At 69.5% G+C, this 18,485-nt stretch carries 19 protein-coding genes and 1 pseudogene; 8 read left to right on the forward strand and 12 right to left on the reverse strand.

Translation table 11 applies throughout. The features are described from left to right. Window positions 1–36: 36 nt before the first annotated feature. Window positions 37–1,551 carry a high affinity choline transporter 1 gene (locus HNQ70_RS16100; protein WP_183969579.1) on the forward strand — a complete coding sequence of 505 codons (1,515 nt, stop codon included), beginning with the start codon at window positions 37–39 and terminating at the stop codon, window positions 1,549–1,551. Window positions 1,552–1,566: 15 nt separating this feature from the next. Beyond that, complete coding sequence (locus HNQ70_RS16105) at window positions 1,567–2,994, forward strand: high affinity choline transporter 1 (protein WP_183969581.1); 1,428 nt, start codon at window positions 1,567–1,569, stop codon at window positions 2,992–2,994. Window positions 2,995–3,016: 22 nt separating this feature from the next. Here HNQ70_RS16105 and HNQ70_RS16110 read toward each other — a convergent pair whose 3' ends face one another. Next, the gene (locus HNQ70_RS16110) at window positions 3,017–3,934 is read right to left on the reverse strand and encodes a DUF6279 family lipoprotein (protein WP_183969583.1); all 918 of its coding nucleotides are present in this window, start codon (window positions 3,932–3,934) and stop codon (window positions 3,017–3,019) included. A gap of 59 nt (window positions 3,935–3,993) precedes the next feature. Between HNQ70_RS16110 and glmU the strand changes: the two genes are divergently transcribed. Both glmU and glmS read left to right on the forward strand, forming a co-directional pair. Next, window positions 3,994–5,352, forward strand: a complete 1,359-nt coding sequence (gene glmU, locus HNQ70_RS16115) for a bifunctional UDP-N-acetylglucosamine diphosphorylase/glucosamine-1-phosphate N-acetyltransferase GlmU (protein WP_183969585.1) — start codon at window positions 3,994–3,996, stop codon at window positions 5,350–5,352. A 37-nt stretch (window positions 5,353–5,389) separates the two neighbouring features. Next, window positions 5,390–7,243 (forward strand): glutamine--fructose-6-phosphate transaminase (isomerizing), encoded by a 1,854-nt coding sequence (glmS, locus tag HNQ70_RS16120; RefSeq protein WP_183969587.1) that lies wholly within the window; start codon window positions 5,390–5,392, stop codon window positions 7,241–7,243. A 38-nt stretch (window positions 7,244–7,281) separates the two neighbouring features. Here the strand turns inward: glmS and HNQ70_RS16125 are convergent, their stop codons facing one another. Both HNQ70_RS16125 and HNQ70_RS16130 read right to left on the reverse strand, forming a co-directional pair. Further along, window positions 7,282–7,593, reverse strand: a complete 312-nt coding sequence (locus HNQ70_RS16125; RefSeq protein WP_183969589.1) for a cupin domain-containing protein — start codon at window positions 7,591–7,593, stop codon at window positions 7,282–7,284. A 102-nt stretch (window positions 7,594–7,695) separates the two neighbouring features. Continuing rightward, window positions 7,696–8,175: a cupin domain-containing protein gene (locus HNQ70_RS16130; RefSeq protein WP_183969591.1), complete on the reverse strand. Its 480-nt coding sequence runs from the start codon at window positions 8,173–8,175 to the stop codon at window positions 7,696–7,698. A 159-nt stretch (window positions 8,176–8,334) separates the two neighbouring features. Here HNQ70_RS16130 and HNQ70_RS20545 point away from each other — a divergent pair, with 159 nt between their 5' ends. Beyond that, on the forward strand, window positions 8,335–9,123 hold the full coding sequence (locus HNQ70_RS20545; protein ID WP_343060818.1) for an AraC family transcriptional regulator: 789 nt from the start codon (window positions 8,335–8,337) through the stop codon (window positions 9,121–9,123). A 38-nt stretch (window positions 9,124–9,161) separates the two neighbouring features. Here HNQ70_RS20545 and HNQ70_RS16140 read toward each other — a convergent pair whose 3' ends face one another. Both HNQ70_RS16140 and HNQ70_RS16145 read right to left on the reverse strand, forming a co-directional pair. Next, window positions 9,162–9,941 (reverse strand): alpha/beta fold hydrolase, encoded by a 780-nt coding sequence (locus HNQ70_RS16140; protein ID WP_183969595.1) that lies wholly within the window; start codon window positions 9,939–9,941, stop codon window positions 9,162–9,164. A gap of 132 nt (window positions 9,942–10,073) precedes the next feature. After that, complete coding sequence (locus tag HNQ70_RS16145) at window positions 10,074–11,261, reverse strand: CaiB/BaiF CoA transferase family protein (RefSeq protein ID WP_183969598.1); 1,188 nt, start codon at window positions 11,259–11,261, stop codon at window positions 10,074–10,076. Between the two features lie 113 nt (window positions 11,262–11,374). On the opposite strand from HNQ70_RS16145, the gene HNQ70_RS16150 reads away from it, so the two are divergent. Continuing rightward, the gene (locus HNQ70_RS16150; protein ID WP_183969600.1) at window positions 11,375–11,803 is read left to right on the forward strand and encodes a hypothetical protein; all 429 of its coding nucleotides are present in this window, start codon (window positions 11,375–11,377) and stop codon (window positions 11,801–11,803) included. Between the two features lie 114 nt (window positions 11,804–11,917). On the opposite strand, the gene HNQ70_RS16155 is transcribed toward HNQ70_RS16150, so the two are convergent. Further along, entirely contained in the window at window positions 11,918–12,919 is a 1,002-nt protein-coding gene (locus HNQ70_RS16155; RefSeq protein ID WP_183969602.1) for an NADP-dependent oxidoreductase, read from the reverse strand. Window positions 12,920–12,975: 56 nt separating this feature from the next. Further along, window positions 12,976–13,257, reverse strand: a pseudogene (locus HNQ70_RS16160) (SDR family NAD(P)-dependent oxidoreductase); the annotation flags it as partial. 208 nt (window positions 13,258–13,465) lie between these two features. Between HNQ70_RS16160 and HNQ70_RS16165 the strand changes: the two are divergent. Then, window positions 13,466–14,086, forward strand: coding sequence for a TetR/AcrR family transcriptional regulator (locus tag HNQ70_RS16165; RefSeq protein WP_183969605.1), 621 nt, complete (start codon window positions 13,466–13,468; stop codon window positions 14,084–14,086). Beyond that, window positions 14,083–14,916 (forward strand): thioesterase family protein, encoded by an 834-nt coding sequence (locus HNQ70_RS16170; RefSeq protein WP_221302846.1) that lies wholly within the window; start codon window positions 14,083–14,085, stop codon window positions 14,914–14,916. Before HNQ70_RS16165 ends, HNQ70_RS16170 begins: the two co-directional genes overlap by 4 nt. A gap of 66 nt (window positions 14,917–14,982) precedes the next feature. Here the strand turns inward: HNQ70_RS16170 and HNQ70_RS20445 are convergent, their stop codons facing one another. Genes HNQ70_RS20445 through HNQ70_RS16190 form a run of 5 tightly spaced genes read right to left on the reverse strand, consistent with a single transcriptional unit; the run spans window position 14,983 to window position 18,484 of the window. Beyond that, window positions 14,983–15,117, reverse strand: a complete 135-nt coding sequence (locus tag HNQ70_RS20445) for a hypothetical protein (RefSeq protein WP_281381680.1) — start codon at window positions 15,115–15,117, stop codon at window positions 14,983–14,985. After that, on the reverse strand, window positions 15,117–15,431 hold the full coding sequence (locus tag HNQ70_RS16175) for a hypothetical protein (RefSeq protein WP_183970003.1): 315 nt from the start codon (window positions 15,429–15,431) through the stop codon (window positions 15,117–15,119). The genes HNQ70_RS20445 and HNQ70_RS16175 overlap by 1 nt, the downstream gene beginning before the upstream one ends. Continuing rightward, window positions 15,370–15,687, reverse strand: a complete 318-nt coding sequence (locus tag HNQ70_RS16180) for a type II toxin-antitoxin system RelE/ParE family toxin (protein WP_183969607.1) — start codon at window positions 15,685–15,687, stop codon at window positions 15,370–15,372. Before HNQ70_RS16180 ends, HNQ70_RS16175 begins: the two co-directional genes overlap by 62 nt. Beyond that, a complete protein-coding gene (locus tag HNQ70_RS16185; RefSeq protein ID WP_246435008.1) occupies window positions 15,684–15,938 on the reverse strand; it encodes a type II toxin-antitoxin system ParD family antitoxin in 255 nt (84 codons plus the stop codon). The genes HNQ70_RS16180 and HNQ70_RS16185 overlap by 4 nt, the downstream gene beginning before the upstream one ends. Beyond that, a complete protein-coding gene (locus tag HNQ70_RS16190) occupies window positions 15,935–18,484 on the reverse strand; it encodes a YbcC family protein (RefSeq protein ID WP_183969954.1) in 2,550 nt (849 codons plus the stop codon). Before HNQ70_RS16190 ends, HNQ70_RS16185 begins: the two co-directional genes overlap by 4 nt. Window position 18,485: the final 1 nt, after the last annotated feature.

An 18,485-nucleotide genomic window follows, 5' to 3' on the forward strand; every position in this document is an offset into this window, starting at 1 on the left:
TCAACCTCAACCGCTGACTCCCCGGAGCCTTCGACCATGCTCGTCGGATTCGTCGCCCTGTACCTGCTCGTCACCATCGGCATCGGCTGGTACGCCGCCCGCCGCGTCCACAACGCCACCGACTACTTCGTCGCGGGCCGCAGCCTTCCGCTGTACATGAACATGGCCACGGTCTTCGCCACCTGGTTCGGCGCCGAGACCGTGCTCGCGGTGTCCTCCACCTTCCTGCGGGACGGCCTGGGCGGTGTCGCTGCCGACCCCTTCGGCGCCGCCGCCTGCCTGATCATCGTGGCCATCGTGTTCGCCAAGCGCTTCTACCGGCTGAACCTGCTGACCATCGGCGACTTCTACAAGAAGCGCTACAACCGCACCGTGGAGCTCGGCACCGCGGTGGCGATCACCCTGTCCTATCTCGGCTGGGCTTCGGCCAACCTGATGGCGCTGGGCATCTGCTTCAACGTGCTCTCGCGCGGCGCCATCCCGCTCGAGACCGGCATCATGATCGGCGCCGCAGTGGTGCTGGTCTACCTGCTGATCGGCGGGATGTGGGCGGTGGCGTTCACCGACCTCTTCCAGACGGTGATCATCGTGCTGGGACTGCTCTACATTGCGGTGCTGCTCGGCGGCCAGGCGGGCGGCTTCGAGCGCGTGGTGTCGGCGGCCGCAGGCGAAGGCAAGTTCGTGGTGCTGCCTTCCTTCGAGACGAGAGACGTCATCGCGCTGTTCGCGGCCTTCCTCACGATGGCGCTCGGCTCGATCGCCCAGCAGGACGTCTTCCAGCGGGTCACCAGCGCCAAGGACGAGAAGACCGCGATGCGCGGCACGCTGTTCGGCGGCATCGCCTACCTGGTGATCGCCTTCGTGCCGATGTTCATCGCGATGTCGGCCTTCCTGATCGAGAAGGACATGGTCTCGAAGATGCTCGCGAGCGACGGCAACGATTTCCAGCTCATCCTGCCCACGCTCATCCTGAACAACACGCCGCTGTTCGCGCAGGCGCTGTTCTTCGGCGCGCTGCTGTCGGCCATCCTGTCGACCGCCTCCGGCGCGCTGCTGGCGCCCACCGCCATCTTCAGCGAGAACATCCTCAAGCCGGCGCTCGGCGGGCGCATGTCCGACCGCAACCTGCTGATGACCGCGCGGATCATGCTGGTGCTGTTCACCGGCTCAACGATGCTGTTCGCGCTGAACAGCCAATCGTCGATGTACGAGATGGTGCAGAACGCCTACAAGGTCACGCTGGTGGCCGCGTTCACGCCGCTGGCCTTCGGCATGTTCTGGCGGCGCGCCACCCCGCAGGGTGCGCTGCTGTCGATCGTGTTCGGCCTGGCCACCTGGATCACGATGGAGCAGCTGGCTCCCGAAGGCCTGATCCCGCCGCAGCTGGTGGGCCTGGGTGCAGCAATCTTCGGCATGGTCGCCGGCACGCTGGCGCCCACCATCGCTGGCGGCCGCGGCCACCCGAACGTGGTCGATGAAGCCGTCCATGGCCACGCCCACCTGCACGGCAGCAGCGCCGCACCGGCGCCCGGCCATGCGCACGGACGATAGGAAGACGCCCCCGGGATGCTGATCGGCTCCATCCTCCTGTACCTCGCGCTGACCGTCGGCATCGGCGTCTACGCCGCCAAACGGGTGCGCGGCTCGCGCGACTTCCTGGTCGCCGGCCGCAGCCTGCCGCTCGGCATCAACTTCGCCACGGTGTTCGCCGCCTGGTTCGGCGCGCAGACCGTGCTGTCGGTGTCGGCCACCTTCACCGGCGAAGGGCTGCGCGGCGTCCCCGGCGACCCCTTCGGCGCATCCTTCGCGCTGTTCTTCTTCGCGATCTTCTTCGCCAGGGCCTTCTACCGGATGGACCTGCTGACCATCGGCGACTTCTACCGGCGCCGCTACGGCAAGCTGGTGGAGGTGGTGACCAGCCTGACCATCACCGTCTCCTACGTGGGCTGGATCGCGGCGCAGCTGACCGCGCTGGGCCTGGTCCTCCACGTGTCATCGGGCGGCGCCTGGCCCCTGGACTGGTGCATCCTGGCCGGCGCCCTGGTGGTGACGGGCTACACCCTGCTCGGCGGGATGTGGGCGGTGGCGCTCACCAACGTTCTGCAGACCCTGGTCATCGTGGTGGGCCTGCTGCTGGTCGCCTGGCTGGTGGGCGACATGGCCGGCGGCCCGGCCAATGTGATCGCCCATGCGCATGCCGCCGGCAGGCTCGACCTCTGGCCCGAAGGCGGCCTGGTGGAATGGCTGCCCTTCGTCGCTGCGTGGATGACGATGGCGCTGGGCTCCCTGCCGCGCCAGGACATGTTCCAGCGCGTGACCAGCGCCACGGACGAGAAGACCGCGGTGCGCGGCTCGCTGCTGGGCGGCGCCGCCTACCTCGCCTTCGCGTTCGTTCCCATGTTCATCGCCTACGCCGCGGTGGTCATCGACCCCAAGCTGCTCGACCTGTTCGGCTCCGGAGATTCGCGCGAAGTGCAGCGCATCCTGCCCGATCTCATCCTCGCCAGGACACCCCTCTGGGCGCAGGTGATGTTCTTCGGCGCGCTGCTGTCGGCCATCCTGTCCAGCGCCTCGGGCGCGCTGCTCGCGCCCACCGCGCTGTTCACCGAGAACGTGCTGCGCCCCTTCATGCCTGAGATGTCCGACCGCCGCTTCCTCGCGCTGCTGCGCGCGGTGCTGGTGCTGTTCACCTCGGCGGCACTGCTGTTCGCGCTCAACTCGCGCAGCACGCTGTCCGAGATGGTGCAGAACGCCTTCGAGGTGACGCTGGTGGGCGCGCTGGTACCGCTGGCCGCCGGCCTGTTCTGGAAGCGCGCCACCGCGCAAGGGGCGCTGCTGTCGGTCTTCATGGGGCTGGTGGTATGGGGCGCCGGGGAGCTGAACCACGCGTCGGCGCTGGTGCCGCCGCAGCTGGCGGGGCTGGTCGCAGCGATCGTGGGGATGGTGGCGGGGTCGCTGCTGCCGCAGCTGGTCACGGCACGGGATACCGCCTGATCGGCGGCGCTACGGGCGCGCGCTACCTCGCGGCCGCGCGCACGGTCTCGCCAGCCGCCCCCGCGTGCGCCTGCGCCCCCGCCCGCGCCGACAGCGCGTCGAAATCCTCCGCGAAGCCCGTCAGCAGCTTCGACAGATGGGCCCGCTGCTTCGGCGTGGCCATCGCCAGCACCCGCACCGCGAACTCGTCGCCCGCGCCGACGCTGCGCTCGATGCGCTGGCCGCGCCGGATCTCGTGGCTCTTCCACATGCCCAGCAGGTATTCGCGGCTCATCGCACGGGCCTGCGCCCTGGTCGGCTGCTCGCGGCGCAGCTGCTCCAGCAGCCGCAGCAGGCCGCGCTGGCGCGCCTCGCGCTCGGCCAGCCAGGCCTCCTCGGTGGGCGGCAGCGCCGCGGCCAGCGCGCCGATCTCCCGCTTCTGCGCCGCGCTCAGCCGCCCCAGGAAGAACTCGGCCCGCTTCAGCAGCCGCTCGGCGCGCGCCTCCTCGCGGGTCTGCCCTTCCTTGGGCAGCCACTGCTCGCGCAGCTTCTCGTTGGCATCGGCGAAGCGCTCGCGCAGCCGCTTGAGCTGCTCCTCGCGCAGCGTCAGCCCCAGCTCGGCCACCCCCGGCGCCAGCCGCTCGGCCAATTCCTCCCAGGCGGCGCCGACGCGGTCGCGCCACAGCCCCAGCTCCGAGGATTCGACCGGAGTGCGCAATCTGTCATCCACCTTGCGCAGGAACGCTCCATACTCGGGCAGCTGCGATCGGCGATGCCAGTGATGGAGCTGGTCGACGTTGCGCCCGACGATGTCGCGCTGCGCCTCGTCCAGGTCAAGGTAGCGCTCCACCTGCCAGTGCACCCAGGTGGGCAGGGCGTCATAGCCCAGCCGGGCCATGGAACAGCCGGTGGCGACGAGCGCAGTGGCGACGAGCGGAGCCCAGAAGCGCAAGACCTGCATGTTAAGATTTTCGACAGATTCTCGGGCATCAGGCCCAAGTCATTGATAACAAAGCACAAATGAACATAGTCGTGCTCGCGGCCGGGATGGGGAAGCGCATGCGTTCGGATCTTCCCAAGGTGCTGCACCCGCTCGCCGGCAAGCCGCTGCTCGGCCATGTGCTGGATTGTGCCCGCAAACTGTCGCCGGCGCGGATCGTCGTCGTCTACGGCCACGGCGGCGAGGCGGTGCCGCAGGCGCTCGCCGCCGACGACCTGCGCTGGGCGCTACAGGAGCCGCAACTGGGCACCGGCCATGCCGTGATGCAGGCCGCCCCCGACCTGCTGGACACCGCGCCCACCCTGGTGCTCTACGGCGACGTCCCGCTGACCTCCGAGGACACCCTCGCAAGGCTGACCCAGGCCGCCGGCGGCGACCGCCTGGCCATCCTCACCGTCGACCTGCCCGACCCGACCGGCTACGGACGCATCGTCCGCGAGCAGGGCGAGATCCGCCGCATCGTCGAGCACAAGGATGCCGGCGACGCCGAGCGCGCCATCCGCGAGGTGAACACCGGCATCCTGGTGGCGCCCACGGCCGCGCTCAAGCGCTGGCTGGCCGCGCTGTCCAACGACAACGCGCAGAAGGAGTACTACCTCACCGACATCGTCGCGCAGGCGGTGGCCGAGGGCATGCCGGTGGTCGGCGTGCAGCCCGCGCACGTGTGGGAGACGCTGGGCGTCAACAGCAAGGCGCAGCTGGCCGAGCTCGAGCGCATCCACCAGCGCAACAACGCCGAGCGCCTGATGGAAGAGGGCGTGATGCTCGCCGACCCCGCGCGCCTGGACGTGCGCGGCACGCTGGCCTGCGGGCGCGACGTGTCCATCGACGTCAACTGCGTGTTCGGGGGCGAAGTGAAGCTGGGCGACCGCGTGCGCATCGGCGCCAACTGCGTCATCCGCAACGCCAGCATCGCGGCGGGCGCCGAGATCCTGCCTTTCACCCACATCGACGGCGCCACGGTGGGCACGGAGGCCCGCATCGGCCCCTACGCGCGGCTGCGCCCCGGCACCGAGCTGGGCGCGCACACCCATGTGGGCAACTTCGTGGAGATGAAGAACACCAGGATGGCGGCGGCCTCCAAGGCCAACCATCTCGCCTACGTGGGCGACGCAGTGGTGGGCGAGCGAGTGAACATCGGCGCCGGCACCATCACCTGCAACTACGACGGCGTCAACAAGCACCAGACCGTCATCGAGGACGACGCCTTCATCGGCAGCGACACCCAGCTGGTGGCCCCGGTGCGCGTGGGCCGCGGCGCCACGATCGGTGCCGGCACCACCCTGGTGGGCGACGCCCCCGAAGGCAAGCTCACCCTCTCGCGCGCGCGCCAGGCCACCGTCGAGCGCTGGCGCCGCCCCGTCAAGAACCCGAAGTGAAGCGCGGGAGCGAAGGCTCCCGACTGGAGAACCGGAAATGTGTGGAATCGTCGGCGCGGTGGCACAGCGCAACGTGGTGCCCATCCTCATCGAAGGACTGCGCAAGCTCGAATACCGCGGCTACGACTCCGCCGGCCTCGCCCTGGTCAACGGCGCCATCGAGCGGGTCCGCTCGGTGGGCCGTGTGGCCGACCTCGAGGCGCGCGCCCGCGCCGTGGGCGCCGACGCGCCCACCGGCATCGCGCACACCCGCTGGGCCACGCACGGCGGCGTCACCGAGGGCAACGCCCATCCGCACGCCTCCATCAGCCCGGACGTCGAGATCTCGGTCGTTCACAACGGCATCATCGAGAACCACGAGGCGCTGCGCGCCCGGCTCTGCGCCCAGGGCTACAAGTTCCTGTCGCAGACCGACACCGAGGTCATCGCCCACCTGGTGCACGCCTACGTCACCGAAGGCCTGCCCCTGTTCCAGGCAGTGCAGCAGGCGGTGCGGGAGCTGCACGGCGCCTACGCCATCGCGGTGGTGAGCAGCCGCGAGCCCAACACCGTGGTGGGCTCGCGCAAGGGCTCGCCGCTGCTGCTGGGCGTGGGCAACGCCGGCACCGGCCGCGGCGAGAACTTCCTCGCCTCCGACACCTCCGCGCTGCTGCAGGTGACCAAGTACGTGACCTACCTGGAGGAAGGCGACGTCGTCGAGATCCGCCTGGACGGCTACGACATCGTCGATGCCGCGGGCGAGCCGGCGCAGCGCCCCATCGTCGAGAGCAGGCTGTCCGCGGACTCCATCGAGCTGGGTCAGTACGACCACTACATGCAGAAGGAGATCTTCGAGCAGCCCGGCGCCATCGCCAACACGCTCGAGATGGTCACCGGCGCCTCAGCGCTGTCGGCCGGCCTGTTCGGCGCCGAGGCCGAAGAGGTGTTCGCACGCACCGAACGCATCCTGATCCTCGCCTGCGGCACCAGCTACCACTCCGGCCTGGTGGCCAAGTACTGGCTGGAGAGCGTGGCCAAGATGCCGGTGGCGGTGGAGATCGCCAGCGAGTACCGCTACCGCGACTCGGTGTCGCTGCCCGGCACTCTGGTGATCACCATCTCGCAGTCCGGCGAAACCGCCGACACCCTGGCCGCCCTGCAGCACGCCCAGCGCGAAGGGCTCACCGACACGCTCACCATCTGCAACGTGCCCGAGAGCGCGCTCATCCGCCAGAGCAAGCTGCGCTTCCTGACCCGCGCCGGCCCCGAGATCGGCGTGGCCTCAACCAAGGCCTTCACCACCCAGCTGGCCGTGCTCTTCGTGCTCACGCTGGTGCTGGCCAAGCAGCGCGGGCTGCTGAGCACCGAGCGCGAGTCCGAGCTGCTGGCCCAGCTGCGCCACCTGCCCGCCGCAATCCAGCGCGTGCTGGAGTGCGAGATGGCGGTGCGGCACTGGGCCAACCGCTTCGCCCCCAAGGAGCACGCGCTGTTCCTGGGCCGCGGCGTGCACTTCCCCATCGCGATGGAAGGCGCGCTCAAGCTCAAGGAGATCACCTACATCCACGCCGAGGCCTACGCCGCCGGCGAGCTCAAGCACGGCCCGCTGGCGCTGGTGGACTCGCAGATGCCGGTGGTGGTGGTGGCCCCCAACGACGCGCTGATCGAGAAGCTCAAGAGCAACCTGCAGGAAGTCCGCGTGCGCGGCGGCGAGCTCTTCGTGTTTGCCGACCGCGACGTGGAGATCGAACCGGCTGACGGGATCAACATCATCAACCTGGATGATCACGCGGGGCTGCTGTCGCCGATCCTTCATGTGATTCCGCTGCAGCTGCTGGCTTATCACGCGGCGCTGGCGAGGGGGACGGATGTGGACAAGCCTAGGAATCTGGCGAAGAGCGTGACGGTGGAGTAGGCGCGGCGGCCCTGTGCCTTCGCGGCCTGCGGGCGCCGTCACACCGAGCCCTCCCGCTCGATCACCAGGATGCGGGCCTCACCCTGCGGGTGCGCCACGTGCTCGCATCCGATGCCGGCGAAGAATACGTCGCCTGCTTCGAGCATCACCCGTCGCCTCTCGCCGCCTTCGCGGTAGTGCATCTCGACCCGTCCGTCGAGCACCGCGAAGACCTCCTCGCCGTCGTTGACGTGCCAGTGGTAGGGCTGGTCGGTCCAATGCAGGCGCGTGGTGATGCCGTTCATGCAGGCGATGTCGAGCGCACCCCACGCCCGGTCGGCACGGAACTCCCGGCTGCGAAAGATCTTCATGACATCAGTCCTTCAGCTTCCACGGCGGATTCCTGCGGAAGAGTCACCTGGCTCAGATTCATCGTGGTCGAGGTGGTGGGTGGTGGTTCGAACGGGGAGGCTTCAGTAGGGACGCCCGTCCTTGTGGACGAAGACCCAGCGGCCTTCATCCAGCGTGGCCCGCAGGTCGTCGTCGGGGTAGCTCACGGCGTCACCCTCGCTGCGGTCGCCGATCTCCAGGTAGACCACGGGCTGGTCGGTGGGATTGACCAGCTGGTGCGCGTCGCCGCTGCCGGCCCGAAAGCCCGCGCACATGCCGGGCACCAGCGGCGTGTCGCCGGCATCGGTGCGCAGCACGGGATGGCCCTGCAGGACGTAGACGAACTCGTCCTGCCGCGTGTGGGCGTGGCGCAGCGCCGAAACAGCGCCAGGCGGCAGCTCGGTCAGGTTGACGCCGAAGTTGGCGAGGCCGAACACCGCGCCCAGCGCGCGCTTGGTGCGCCCGGCCATGCGCGACGCGAAGGGCTCGGGGTAGTTCGAAGGCGTGCTCCGGGGCGGCACCTCGGCGGCCGTGACCGCCACGGGTCGATCGTCGGTGATCATGGGTTCGGACTCCTTCCGGACAGTTGGCGCCATGCGATGATGACGCGAACGTTCCCGGTTCGACACACCCGCCCGCGATGCCCGTTCGCCTCCGGATCCCGCAGGTCTCTGCCCGCATCGGTGCGCTGATCGTCCAGGTGGCGGCGGCGCGCGGCGGCGATCCGCCCGGGAGCCTTCGACGTGCTCGACTACGCGGTGGGCACCGCGCCCGACCTGCGCACCGCGCTGCAGCGGCTGGCCCGCTACAACCGGCTGGTGCACGACCTGGCGAGCTTCGAGGTCGTGCCCGACGGCGACGCCGTGCGCATCGAGCACCGCTTCGACGGCGTCGGGGCGCGGCCCTGCCGGCAGGCCGCCGAGTTCACGCTGGCCTCGCTGTTGGTGGTCGCTTCGCAGATCGGAGGCCAGCCGGTGTCGGGCTGGGCGGTGGAGTTTGCGCACGCGGCGGCGGGCGATGCCGAAGCCTACCGCTCGGTCTTCGGCGTGACGCCCCGCTTCGACGCACCGGTGTCCTGCCTGGTGCTGGCTGCCCGGGTGCTGGACCGACCGGTGCCCGCAGCGGACCCGGCCCTGTCGCGCATCGTCACGGCCCACGCCGAGCAGCTGCTCGCCGCCCATGCGCCGGTCCAGGAGAGCGTCACCGCGCAGGTGCGACGCCGGATCGCCGAGGGGTTGGCCAACGGACCGGTGACCCTGAGCGCGATCGCCGGGCGCCTGCACCTGAGCGAACGCAGCCTGCAGCGCCGGCTCGACGACGAAGGCACGCGCTTCGCCGATCTTGTCGACGAGGTGCGGCGCGAACTGGCGATGCGCTACATCGCCGACGAGCGTCTGGCCCTCGGCGAGGTGGCCTACCTGCTGGGCTTCGCCGAGCCCAGCCCCTTCCACCGCGCCTTCAAGCGCTGGACCGGCACCACGCCGGCCGCCGCGCGCCGCGCGCGGCATTGACACCCCGAGAAACGCACGCATCGCGCAGCACCCGGGAATCAGGGGGCGCCGAGGCCCGCGAGGAACTCCAGCAGCGCCGGCGCCACGCGCTCGGGCATCTCCAGGTGCGGGTAGTGGCCGGCGCCCTCGACGATCAGCGGCGGGCTGCCGAGCGCCTGGCCCAGCCAGCGCGCCTCGGCCGCAGCATCGGGAAAGTCCGGGTCGCGCGTGCCCATCACCACCAGCGCCGCCCTGGCCTGCGCATGGTCGGCCGGCTTGTGCGACGGGAAGAGGCTGTTCCAGTAGGCCATCCAGAAGGCCAGGCGCCAGGGGCCGCCAAAGCCCACGGCAACGGCGATCCTGGCGAACCGCGACGGCGGACCGTCGCGCACGATCGGGCCAAGGAGCACGACGCCGCGCACCCGCGCCGGCGCGTCGTGCGCAGCCCACAGCACCGAGCCGGCGGCGAACGAGTTTCCCAGGATCACCGCCGGACCGGCATCGAGGTGTTCGATCAGGGCCAGCGCGTCGCGACCGACGGCGTGCGCCGAGTAGCCGCTCCATCGCGCCGAGGTCTCGCCGTGACCGCGCACGTCGATCGTGACCACCCGGTAGCCCGCCTGCTGCAGCAGCGGGCGAAGCGCGCGGTACTCCGAGCGCAGGTCGCCCATGCCCGGGATGGCGACGACCAACGGCCCGGAGCCACCAGTGTCGTCGTAGGCGATGCGGCCCTGGCTCACCGCCAGGAAGCGCGTGGCGGCCGGCGGGGTGGCCGACGCGGCCGCCTGCACGCCGGCGACAAGCGAGGCACCGATCTGGATCTGGTTCCGGGTGGTCATGGGTCCAACCCGCACAGGAGTGGATCAATGCGGACACTGTGCCGCAGCCACCGGCCCGGCGCGATGACCGCCGGCGCCTCGGCGTTGACCTGGGGCGCCAGTCGAGCCCGGCGCCGCGCGCCTACCCGCCCCTCAACCCGCCGTCCCCCGCGGCACCTCCTCCATGCCGAGCTCCCGCGCAACCTCCTCGGAGTGCTCGCCCTGCCGGGCCGCATGCCGCACCTCGCGCGCGGGCACCGCGGAAAACCGCACCGGCTGTCCCACCTCCACATACCGGCCTTCGGTCGGATGCTCGCGCTCGCGCACCAGGCCGCTGGCGCGCAGCTGCGGGTTGTCCACCAGTTCGTCGATGCGGTTGACCCGCATCGCGGGCACGTGCGCCTCCTTGCACAGCGCCAGCCACTCGTCGGTGGTGCGCTCGGGCGCGATCGCCGCCATCACTTCGAACATCTGCGACATGTTCGCGCGGCGCGTCGGCTTGTCCTTGAAGCGCGGCTCATCGAGCACGTGGCCATGGCCGGCCGCCTTGAAGAAGCGCACCCAGCGTTCGTCGAGGTAGGGCGCGAACGCGATCCAGCCGTCCTTCGTGCGCATCGGCTGGCGCGTCGGGTCGAGCTGCCGCTGGTAGTAGCCGGGGCTGGCCGTGGGCGGACGCCAGCTGTTGTCGCACAGATGCTCCACCGTGTTGAAGCTGGCCATCGATTCGAACATCGGCACTTCGACGCGCTGGCCCTCGCCGGTGCGCATCCGGTGGATGATGGCCGCGAGCACCGCGTAGACGGCATGCAGGCCCGAGACCTTGTCGGCGATCGCCGCCGGCAGGAAGCGCGGCCGTTCGTTGCCGTCGACCATTGGCAGCAACTGCGCCATGCCGGTGGAGGCCTGGATGATGTCGTCGTAGGCCTGCAGTCCGGCGAAGGGCCCGGTCTCGTCGAACCCGGTGCAGTGGACGTAGACGATGTCCGGACGGATCGCGCGCACCTCTTCGTACGAAAGGCCCGCCCGCTCGATCGCGTCGCTGCGGATGTTGTGGATGAACACATCGCTGACCGCGAGCAGCCGGCGCATCGCCTCGCGGCCCGCATCGGTCTTCAGGTCCCAGTCGACCGAGCGCTTGCCACGGTTCAGTCGCAGGTACACCGGCCCCATCCCCGGCGTGACCGGCGGGTTTCCCACCAGCCGCGACGTGTCGCCCTCGGCCGGCTCGAGCTTGACCACGTCCGCGCCGAGATCGGCCAGCGTGGCGGTGCAGTACGGTCCGAAGAACACCGAGGTCAGGTCGGCGATGCGGATGCCTTCGAGCAGGGCTTGTCGGGTCATGGCGGCGTCGGTGGGAAAGGTGCCGTCGATGCTATCACCGGGTTGCGCGGCCGACCGCTCCCGGAAAACACTACGTGGCTGGCCTACGAAATGTCGAGAATGGAGAAGCCTTCATGACAGTCATGCGCAGCATCCTCGGATGCGGTCTGCTGATCACATCCCTTTACAGCTGGGCTGACACCGCCAACGGCCGGGTGAAGGGGGTCGTCGACGGTCGATCGCTGGACGTGGCGGTGGTGTGCGAGCGGGAGAAGATCGGGAACAACCACTGGCTCAAGGTCCAGTCCGACCCTTCGATGCATGGCGGCGTGAGCGATCGCAATGGCGATGGGGTCGCGGTTTCCGTTTCCTCCGACAGCAAACGGGCCGTGTTCGAAGTGCTCGTCGGCGGCCAGAAGTACAGGTTCACCGGCGCCAAGGACGTGTCCTTCTCCGACGCGGGACTTGCGATCGATGCCGTGATGAAGCGCTACGAGGGCTCACCGCGCAAGGAAGTGGGGCAGTACGAGGTGCGTCTCGAGGTGCTGTGCCCGAAGGGGTAGCGGGCCGCCCATTACGACCTGGACGAGGGACGGGTCGAGTACTTCTGATCGGCAGGGGGACGGGTTTCAGGCGATCGCGCCGCGCGAAAGCGAAGCGCAACCAATGAGGTTGCGTCAGCACATCTTCACGACGACCTTGCCCCTGGAGCGCCCCTGAGCGAGGTATTCCAGCGCCTCCCTGGCCTGCTCGAAGGGAAACACCTTGTCGATCACCAGCCGGATGCGCTGCGTCTCGAGGAGCTTGCCGATCTGGGCGAGCTGATCGCCATCGGGACGGGCAAAGAGGAACGAGTAGTCGACGTCCCGCTTCTTGGCCAGGCGCATGATCTTGCGGCTCATCAGCGCGAACACGAACGTGAGCACGCGGTTGAGCCGGCGACTGCGAGCGAACGCGACGTCCAGTGGCCCGACCAGCGAGACGATCCTGCCCCGCGGCTTGAGGATGCCGACGGACTTCTCGATCGCGTCTCCCCTGACGGTTCCCAGCACCACGTCGTAGCCGCTCAGCACTTCTTCGAACGCCTGCTTCCTGTAGTCGACCACCTCGTCAGCGCCGAGGCTGCGCACCAGCTCGACATTGCCCGTGCTGGTGGTCGTTCCCACCTTGGCGCCAAGGTGCTTCGCCAGCTGGATCGCGAACGTGCCGATGCCGCCGGAACCTGCGGGAATGAATGCTTTCTGATCGGCGTCGAGATTGGCGCGCTCCTTCAGCGCCTGCCACGAAGTGAGCCCAACCAACGGGATCGACGCTGCCTGCACGAAGTCCAGGTTGGCAGGCTTCAATGCGGCAGCACTCTCGGGCACCGCCGCGAACTCGGCGATCGAGCCCCTGCCCAGGTCGAAGATGCTGGCGAACACCGCATCGCCCGGCTTGAAGCGGGTCACCCGGCTGCCGACCTCGGTCACGACGCCGGCCAGATCGCTGCCCAGTGTAGCGGGAAGCTGGAGCTTCACGACGGCCTTGAAGATGCCGGTCGGGATCATGTTGTCGATCGGATTCACGCCCGCAGCGTGGACCTGAACCAGCAGTTCGTCGGGCTTCAGCGTGGGGCGTGGAACGTCGGCGAGACCGATCTCGGGCGACTTGCCGTAGCGTTTGAAGGTCAGTGCTTTCATGTCCATGAGCTCGTCGACGCCCGTGACCTCCGGCAGCGTAGTGACGCCCACGCCCGCGCGCTCTGCTGGACGAGTCCTACCGACAACGCCATTCCGGCGTTGTTGACCAGCGTGTCGATGCGCGCGTCGTCACGCAGGCGAGCCTCCGCGATCGCCAGGTCGTCCGGTCTAGTGAGGTCGGCCTGCAGTACGTCGACCGCGACCCCGTAGGCCTCTCGCAGTCCGGAAGCGCTGGCGTCGAGCCGCTGCTTGTCCGGAGCCACCAGCACCAGGTCATGACCGCGCCGGGCGAAGCGATCGACGTACACCGCTCCAATGTCGGATGACGCGCCTGTGATGAGGACAGCACAAGGTGCGACGGGCTCGACGGATGCCTGCGCGCCGGGCGCCCTGGGAGAGGCGTTCTCGGTCATCAGTGACTGCCTTGAAGTGCTCCGGAACTTCAATGATGATGATCGTCATCCTTGAAGTCAACACTTTGATGATGCTCGACATCAATGTATATTCTCCGCTGGAACAGGACGATCAACCCCACCTCGATCACAGATGAAAGTCACCAAGGGACAGGCGCGGGCCAATCGAGCACACGTCGTCGCGACCGCCTCCCAGATTTTTCGCGAGCACGGCTTCGATGGGGTGGGCGTCGCCGATCTGATGGCGGCCGCGGGCTTCACCCACGGCGGCTTCTACAGGCAGTTCGGCTCCAAGGCCGACCTGATGGCGGAATCGACGGTTTGCGGTATTGCGCAGACCGCGGCGCTGATCGAAGGCGTGGACGCCTCCGAGTTCGTCAGGCGCTACCTCTCACGCGAGCATCGGGACGGTCGGGCAACCGGCTGCACGATGGCTGCGCTCTCCGGGGACGCTGCGCGGCAACCGGAGAGGGTTCGCGCCGCCTTTGAGCAAGGCATCGAGAGCCTGGTCAAGACGCTCAGCCAGCAAAGCGGCGTGTCCAGCGCTGCGGATGCTGCGCAGACGCGTGCCAGGATCCTCGACGCATTGGCGCACGCCTTGGGCGCCCTCGTCATGTCGCGGGCTTGCCCGGACGATTCCCCGTTGGCCGACGAGATACTTGCAGTCAGCCGGGCTGCCACCCTCGAGTCGCTGCGGCCGGACAGCTCTGACCATCCACAAGGAACGAGTCAACCTTCGCGGAGACCCGCATGAGCACTACCGATGCGAACAGCCCGGGCACGCCCACATTGACCGGGTTCTCTCTGATGATGGCCGGCATGCAGGCCGTAGACGACGGATACTCGATCACCCTGCCCGACGACTGGCTGCAGGGCCGAACGGCGTATGGTGGGCTGTCAGCAGCAGTCTGTCTCGAGGCGACCCGGCGCGCCATCCCGGATCTGCCGCCATTGCGGTCTGCGCAATTCGCCTTCATCGGTCCGGCGACCGGCGCGCTTCGGCTCACGCCGCGGGTCCTGCGTCAGGGCAAGTCGGCCGTTTTCGCCAGCGCGGACCTGGAGGGCGACAGCGGGCTTGCGGTCCGGTCCACCCTGTGTTTCGGCGCGGAGCGCGCGTCGAACGGCGCCTACGAGAAGTATTCGATGCCGGCCACGCCGCCGCTGGCCGATTGTCCCTCCTTCTACACGTGGCCCGAGCGCCCGAATTTCATGGACCACTTCGAGGGACGGCTGGCCGGCGGCGGGGCGCCGATGAGCTCCCACGCGTTGCCCGAGATGCTCGTATGGCTGCGTCATCGTGATGCGTCCGCCAGTGACGACCTGGTCCGGCTGGTGGCGCTGGCGGACGCATTGCCCCCGGTTGCGTTCGCATCCTTGGGCGAAAGTGCTCCGATCAGCACGATGACCTGGGCGATCGACATGTTCGAGCCAGCGCCCCGCAGCGAGACCGGCTGGTGGCTCCTTCAAGGGATCGCGGAGACGATTCAGCACGGCTATTCTGCGCAGACCACCGTGATCTGGAGCCCGGACGGGCAACCAGTGCTCTCGGCCCGCCAGAACGTTGCGATCTTTGGGAGGCGGTGACGGCTTACAGACGCGGCCGCCAGGCGCGCCACGCATTCGACGTCTGCCACTGCGGCCAGCGCCGGTTCAGCAGTGCGATGAATCGTGCGTTGTGGCCTCGACGAAGTCCTTCGGCTTCTTGACGAGTTCAGTGTCGAGCCGGATGCTCGCCGCATGAGTGCAACCGCCGCGCTGCTGGAAGTTGGGACGCAGCTCGAGCATCAGTCGAAGACCTTGTTCTTCGATTGTTCGGCGAGCGCATGGCCGGCTGCTTCGGCTGCACGGAAGCGGAGTTCGTCGAGGCCGTCGATCTCGCAGCCTCGATCGCCACGCCCTGGGCGCAGGCGGTGCCGGCGGACGGCGCCGAGGCCGATCTCTCGGCGCTGATCGCTGGGCAGGCGCCGCCTGGGCGGATCAAGACGGCGATTGCGTTCGGGGCTGAGCGAAACGACGGCTGGAGAACGCGAAGCGGCGTCAGGCGATGTCCGGATCGATGCGCAAGGCATCCTGACGCTGCCCCACCAGACGAACGACATCGACGTACGCCTCGCGCTCGAAATACCAGAACGTCAAGGGGAAAGCATCGACCGGCCAGGTCCGCATGCCATCGATGCCGAGTTCACGCCCCAGCGCGGGCGATCCGATTCGCGGGTTCTCCTCCAGCGTATCCAGCGCTCGTTGCAGCGCCTTGACCAGTCCGGCTGCAACCCGGGGCCCGGCCTCATCCCGGTAGTAACGGACTTCGTCGCGACGGTCCTGCCGAGCGCGGGGGCGAAGCCGGACCGGCTTCACGCGGTGTCGCCGCGCGCAATCGACAGCAGCTCGTCCCGGTCGACCTTGGAATCGGCCACGGCGGGTCCGCTGGCCAGGCCTTCCTCCACCAGCGCACGCAGTCTCCGAACCCGCTGCTCACGCTGGTCCTTGCGGATCAGATCGCGCACGTATTCGCTGGTGTTGCCGTACTCGCCGGAGGCGACGCGTTCGGCCACATAGGCACGCATGGCCTCCGTGAGGGCGACGTTCATCGTGGGTGTCGAGCTCATGCGGGCATTGTCAGCGCATTGGCAATAGTTGACAACCCTGTTGGGGTCGATCCAGGCGAAGGCGAACCGACCTGGCTCGCCCGGGTATCGAATGCCTCTCGCCAGACACCACCCGCATACCGCTGCATCTCCTCCCCCTCCAGGCACCAAAGGTGCAGCCACCCGTTCTCGACCAGGCGGCGGACCGCCTCGTGCCCGTGCACCACCCGCTCGATCGCCTGCCTGGGCGCCTCGATGACCACGGTCAGCCGCAGCGGCTCGTGCACCCAGCGCTCGCCGTCGTGCAGCGACTGCTGCGACAGGCCGATCCGCAGGTCGCCGCCGTTGCCCTCGAAGACGCCGAGCGTGCCGCCGACCACGTTGTGCAGCAGCTTGTTGCCGCTGCCCAGGCGGGCGGGGTCGCAGGTGGATGCGTGGTACTGCCAGTTGATCCAGTGCGTGACCAGCATCGGCGCGGTCATCAGCAGCTCGAGCACGCTGCCATCCGGATCCTGGCCGGCGTCGTAGTCGTGCAGGAAGCAGCGGCCCTCGAGGTCCAGGCCGCGGCTGCGCGCGCGCGGGGCGATCAGGAAGGCGGCGTTGCCGGCCAGCCCCCATTCGGGACGGGTCTGGGCGCCGTCGCTGGCGCGGCGGCGCAGGGTGTCCCGCAGGCGGGGCGCGTCGGCGCGCGGATCGAGTCCAAGCGTGGGCGCCCGCTCGCGGCGCACCTGGTCACCTGCCTGGTCGAAGGCCTTCTCCAGGCGCGTCCACCGCGCCCGTGCGGCCGCGGGCAGCAGGTCCAGGTCGAAGCCTTCGATCTCGTCGGTGGTGGTGTTGTGCAGCGCGGCCACGAAGCGGGTGTCCTCGGGGACGAGGATCCCCTTGGCGTGCAGCCCGGCGCGCACCGGCGATTCGTTGAGCAGCAGCGCCAGGCTGCGGGCGTTGACCTCGCCGGTCTGGCCGCAGCAGGCGCCGCAGTCCAGCGCCGCGGCATGGGCGTTGTTGCGCGACTGGCTGCCATGCCCCACCAGCACCACCAGCGGCGCGAACCGGCGCTCCAGGCCCATCGCATGCAGCACGCGGGCGGCCAGCGACACCTTGTCGTCGACCGACAGGCCGTCGATCAGGGGCCGGCAGACCGCGCGGTAGCGCGCGGGCAGGCCGTGCTGGTCGTCGCGCGGGCGATCGTCGCTGGCCGGAGCCAGCCAGCGCCCGAGCTTGCCCAGGTAGCCCAGGCCGGCGGCCTCGACGAAGGAGAAGGCGGCGCCCGGCCAGCGGGTGGCGGCGGACCACTGGGACGAGACGCCCAGCCGCGCCTGCCTGGCCTGGGCCACGGCTGACTGCAGTCCCGCCTCGCGGCCGTCTTGCGTCGGCCCGGCGTGCAGGACCTGGTCGGTGATCTCCAGCGCCGGCGCCAGCAGGCCGGGCAGCTGCGGCCGGGTGGCGGACGTGCCCAGCGGCGTGTAGGCCAGCGGCACGCCGAAGAAGCCCGCGAAGCCGATGGTCTGCACCGCCGGCCAGGCGGACTCCAGCGCGCGGCGCATCGGCTCGCTGCGCACGTCGATGCAGAAGGCGGCCTGCACTTCGAGGTCGGGCGCTGCGTGCGCCACCGCCCCCGCCAGCTTGCCCGCCAGCCCCCGCTGGTACCCGATCTCCAGCGCCGTCTGCCAGACCTCGTCCACCAGCAGGGCCTCCTCGGCCTGCGCCAGCAGCGTCGGCGCCTGGCTCCATGCCCGCTGCACCGCGCCGAAGGCGCGATGCGCGGCCGCGTCGTCCCGGCTCTCCAGCAGGATCGCCCCCCAGGCCAGCCGGACCGCCAGCAGCTCACGCAGGTGCTCGTCCTGACGTCGCTGCAGGCCGGCCTGCCAGCCCAGGTAGGCGCACCAGGACGCCCAGCCGTTGACGGTCAGCAGCACCGCTTCCAGGTAGTCCGCCCAGACCTCGGACGGCAGCCCCAGCCGCTGCAGCACCCAGTGCTCGGCCTCCTGGCGCGTGGCCGGCAGCGCATCGAGCGCACGGCCCAGCGCGGGCAAGCCCATCAGCACGCCGATGCCGTGATCGTGCTGCAGCGTCTGGCGCCAGAAGGCATAGAGCCCCTGTGCGTGCCCGGGCCGCCAGTCGGCCTGGTGCTCGTCAAAGTAGGCCGCGCAGGCCTGGCTCACCTGGTGGGTGATGGCCTGCCGCCAGGAGAGCCGGGCCTCGCGCTGCGGCGCGTCGTCCAGCACGTCGATCAGCAGGGGCAGCTGCGCCAGCGGCGGCGGGCTGTCCAGTGCGTCCAGGCAGAGCGCGCGGGTGAGTCCGGCCACCCTGGCCTCGGCCACCTGTTCCAGCGCCCCCGCGAGATCCTCCTCGCCGATGCGCCCCTCCTGCCAGGCCTGCCGCTGCCGCGCCCGCGGCGGAAATACCTGGATGCCGCCCAGGACGGCCATCCGCGCCGCAACCCGCCGCACCGGCATCTCGATCCGCGACCAGTGCGGGTTCACCGCGATCGCGCGGTCCAGCGGCCAGGACGGCGCAATCGCCCTGCAGGCCTGCGCGCAAGCGGCTTCGACCGCCGTCGTCTCCATC

The organism is Quisquiliibacterium transsilvanicum (genome assembly GCF_014202215.1).
GTDB classification, from domain to species: domain Bacteria; phylum Pseudomonadota; class Gammaproteobacteria; order Burkholderiales; family Burkholderiaceae_E; genus Quisquiliibacterium; species Quisquiliibacterium transsilvanicum.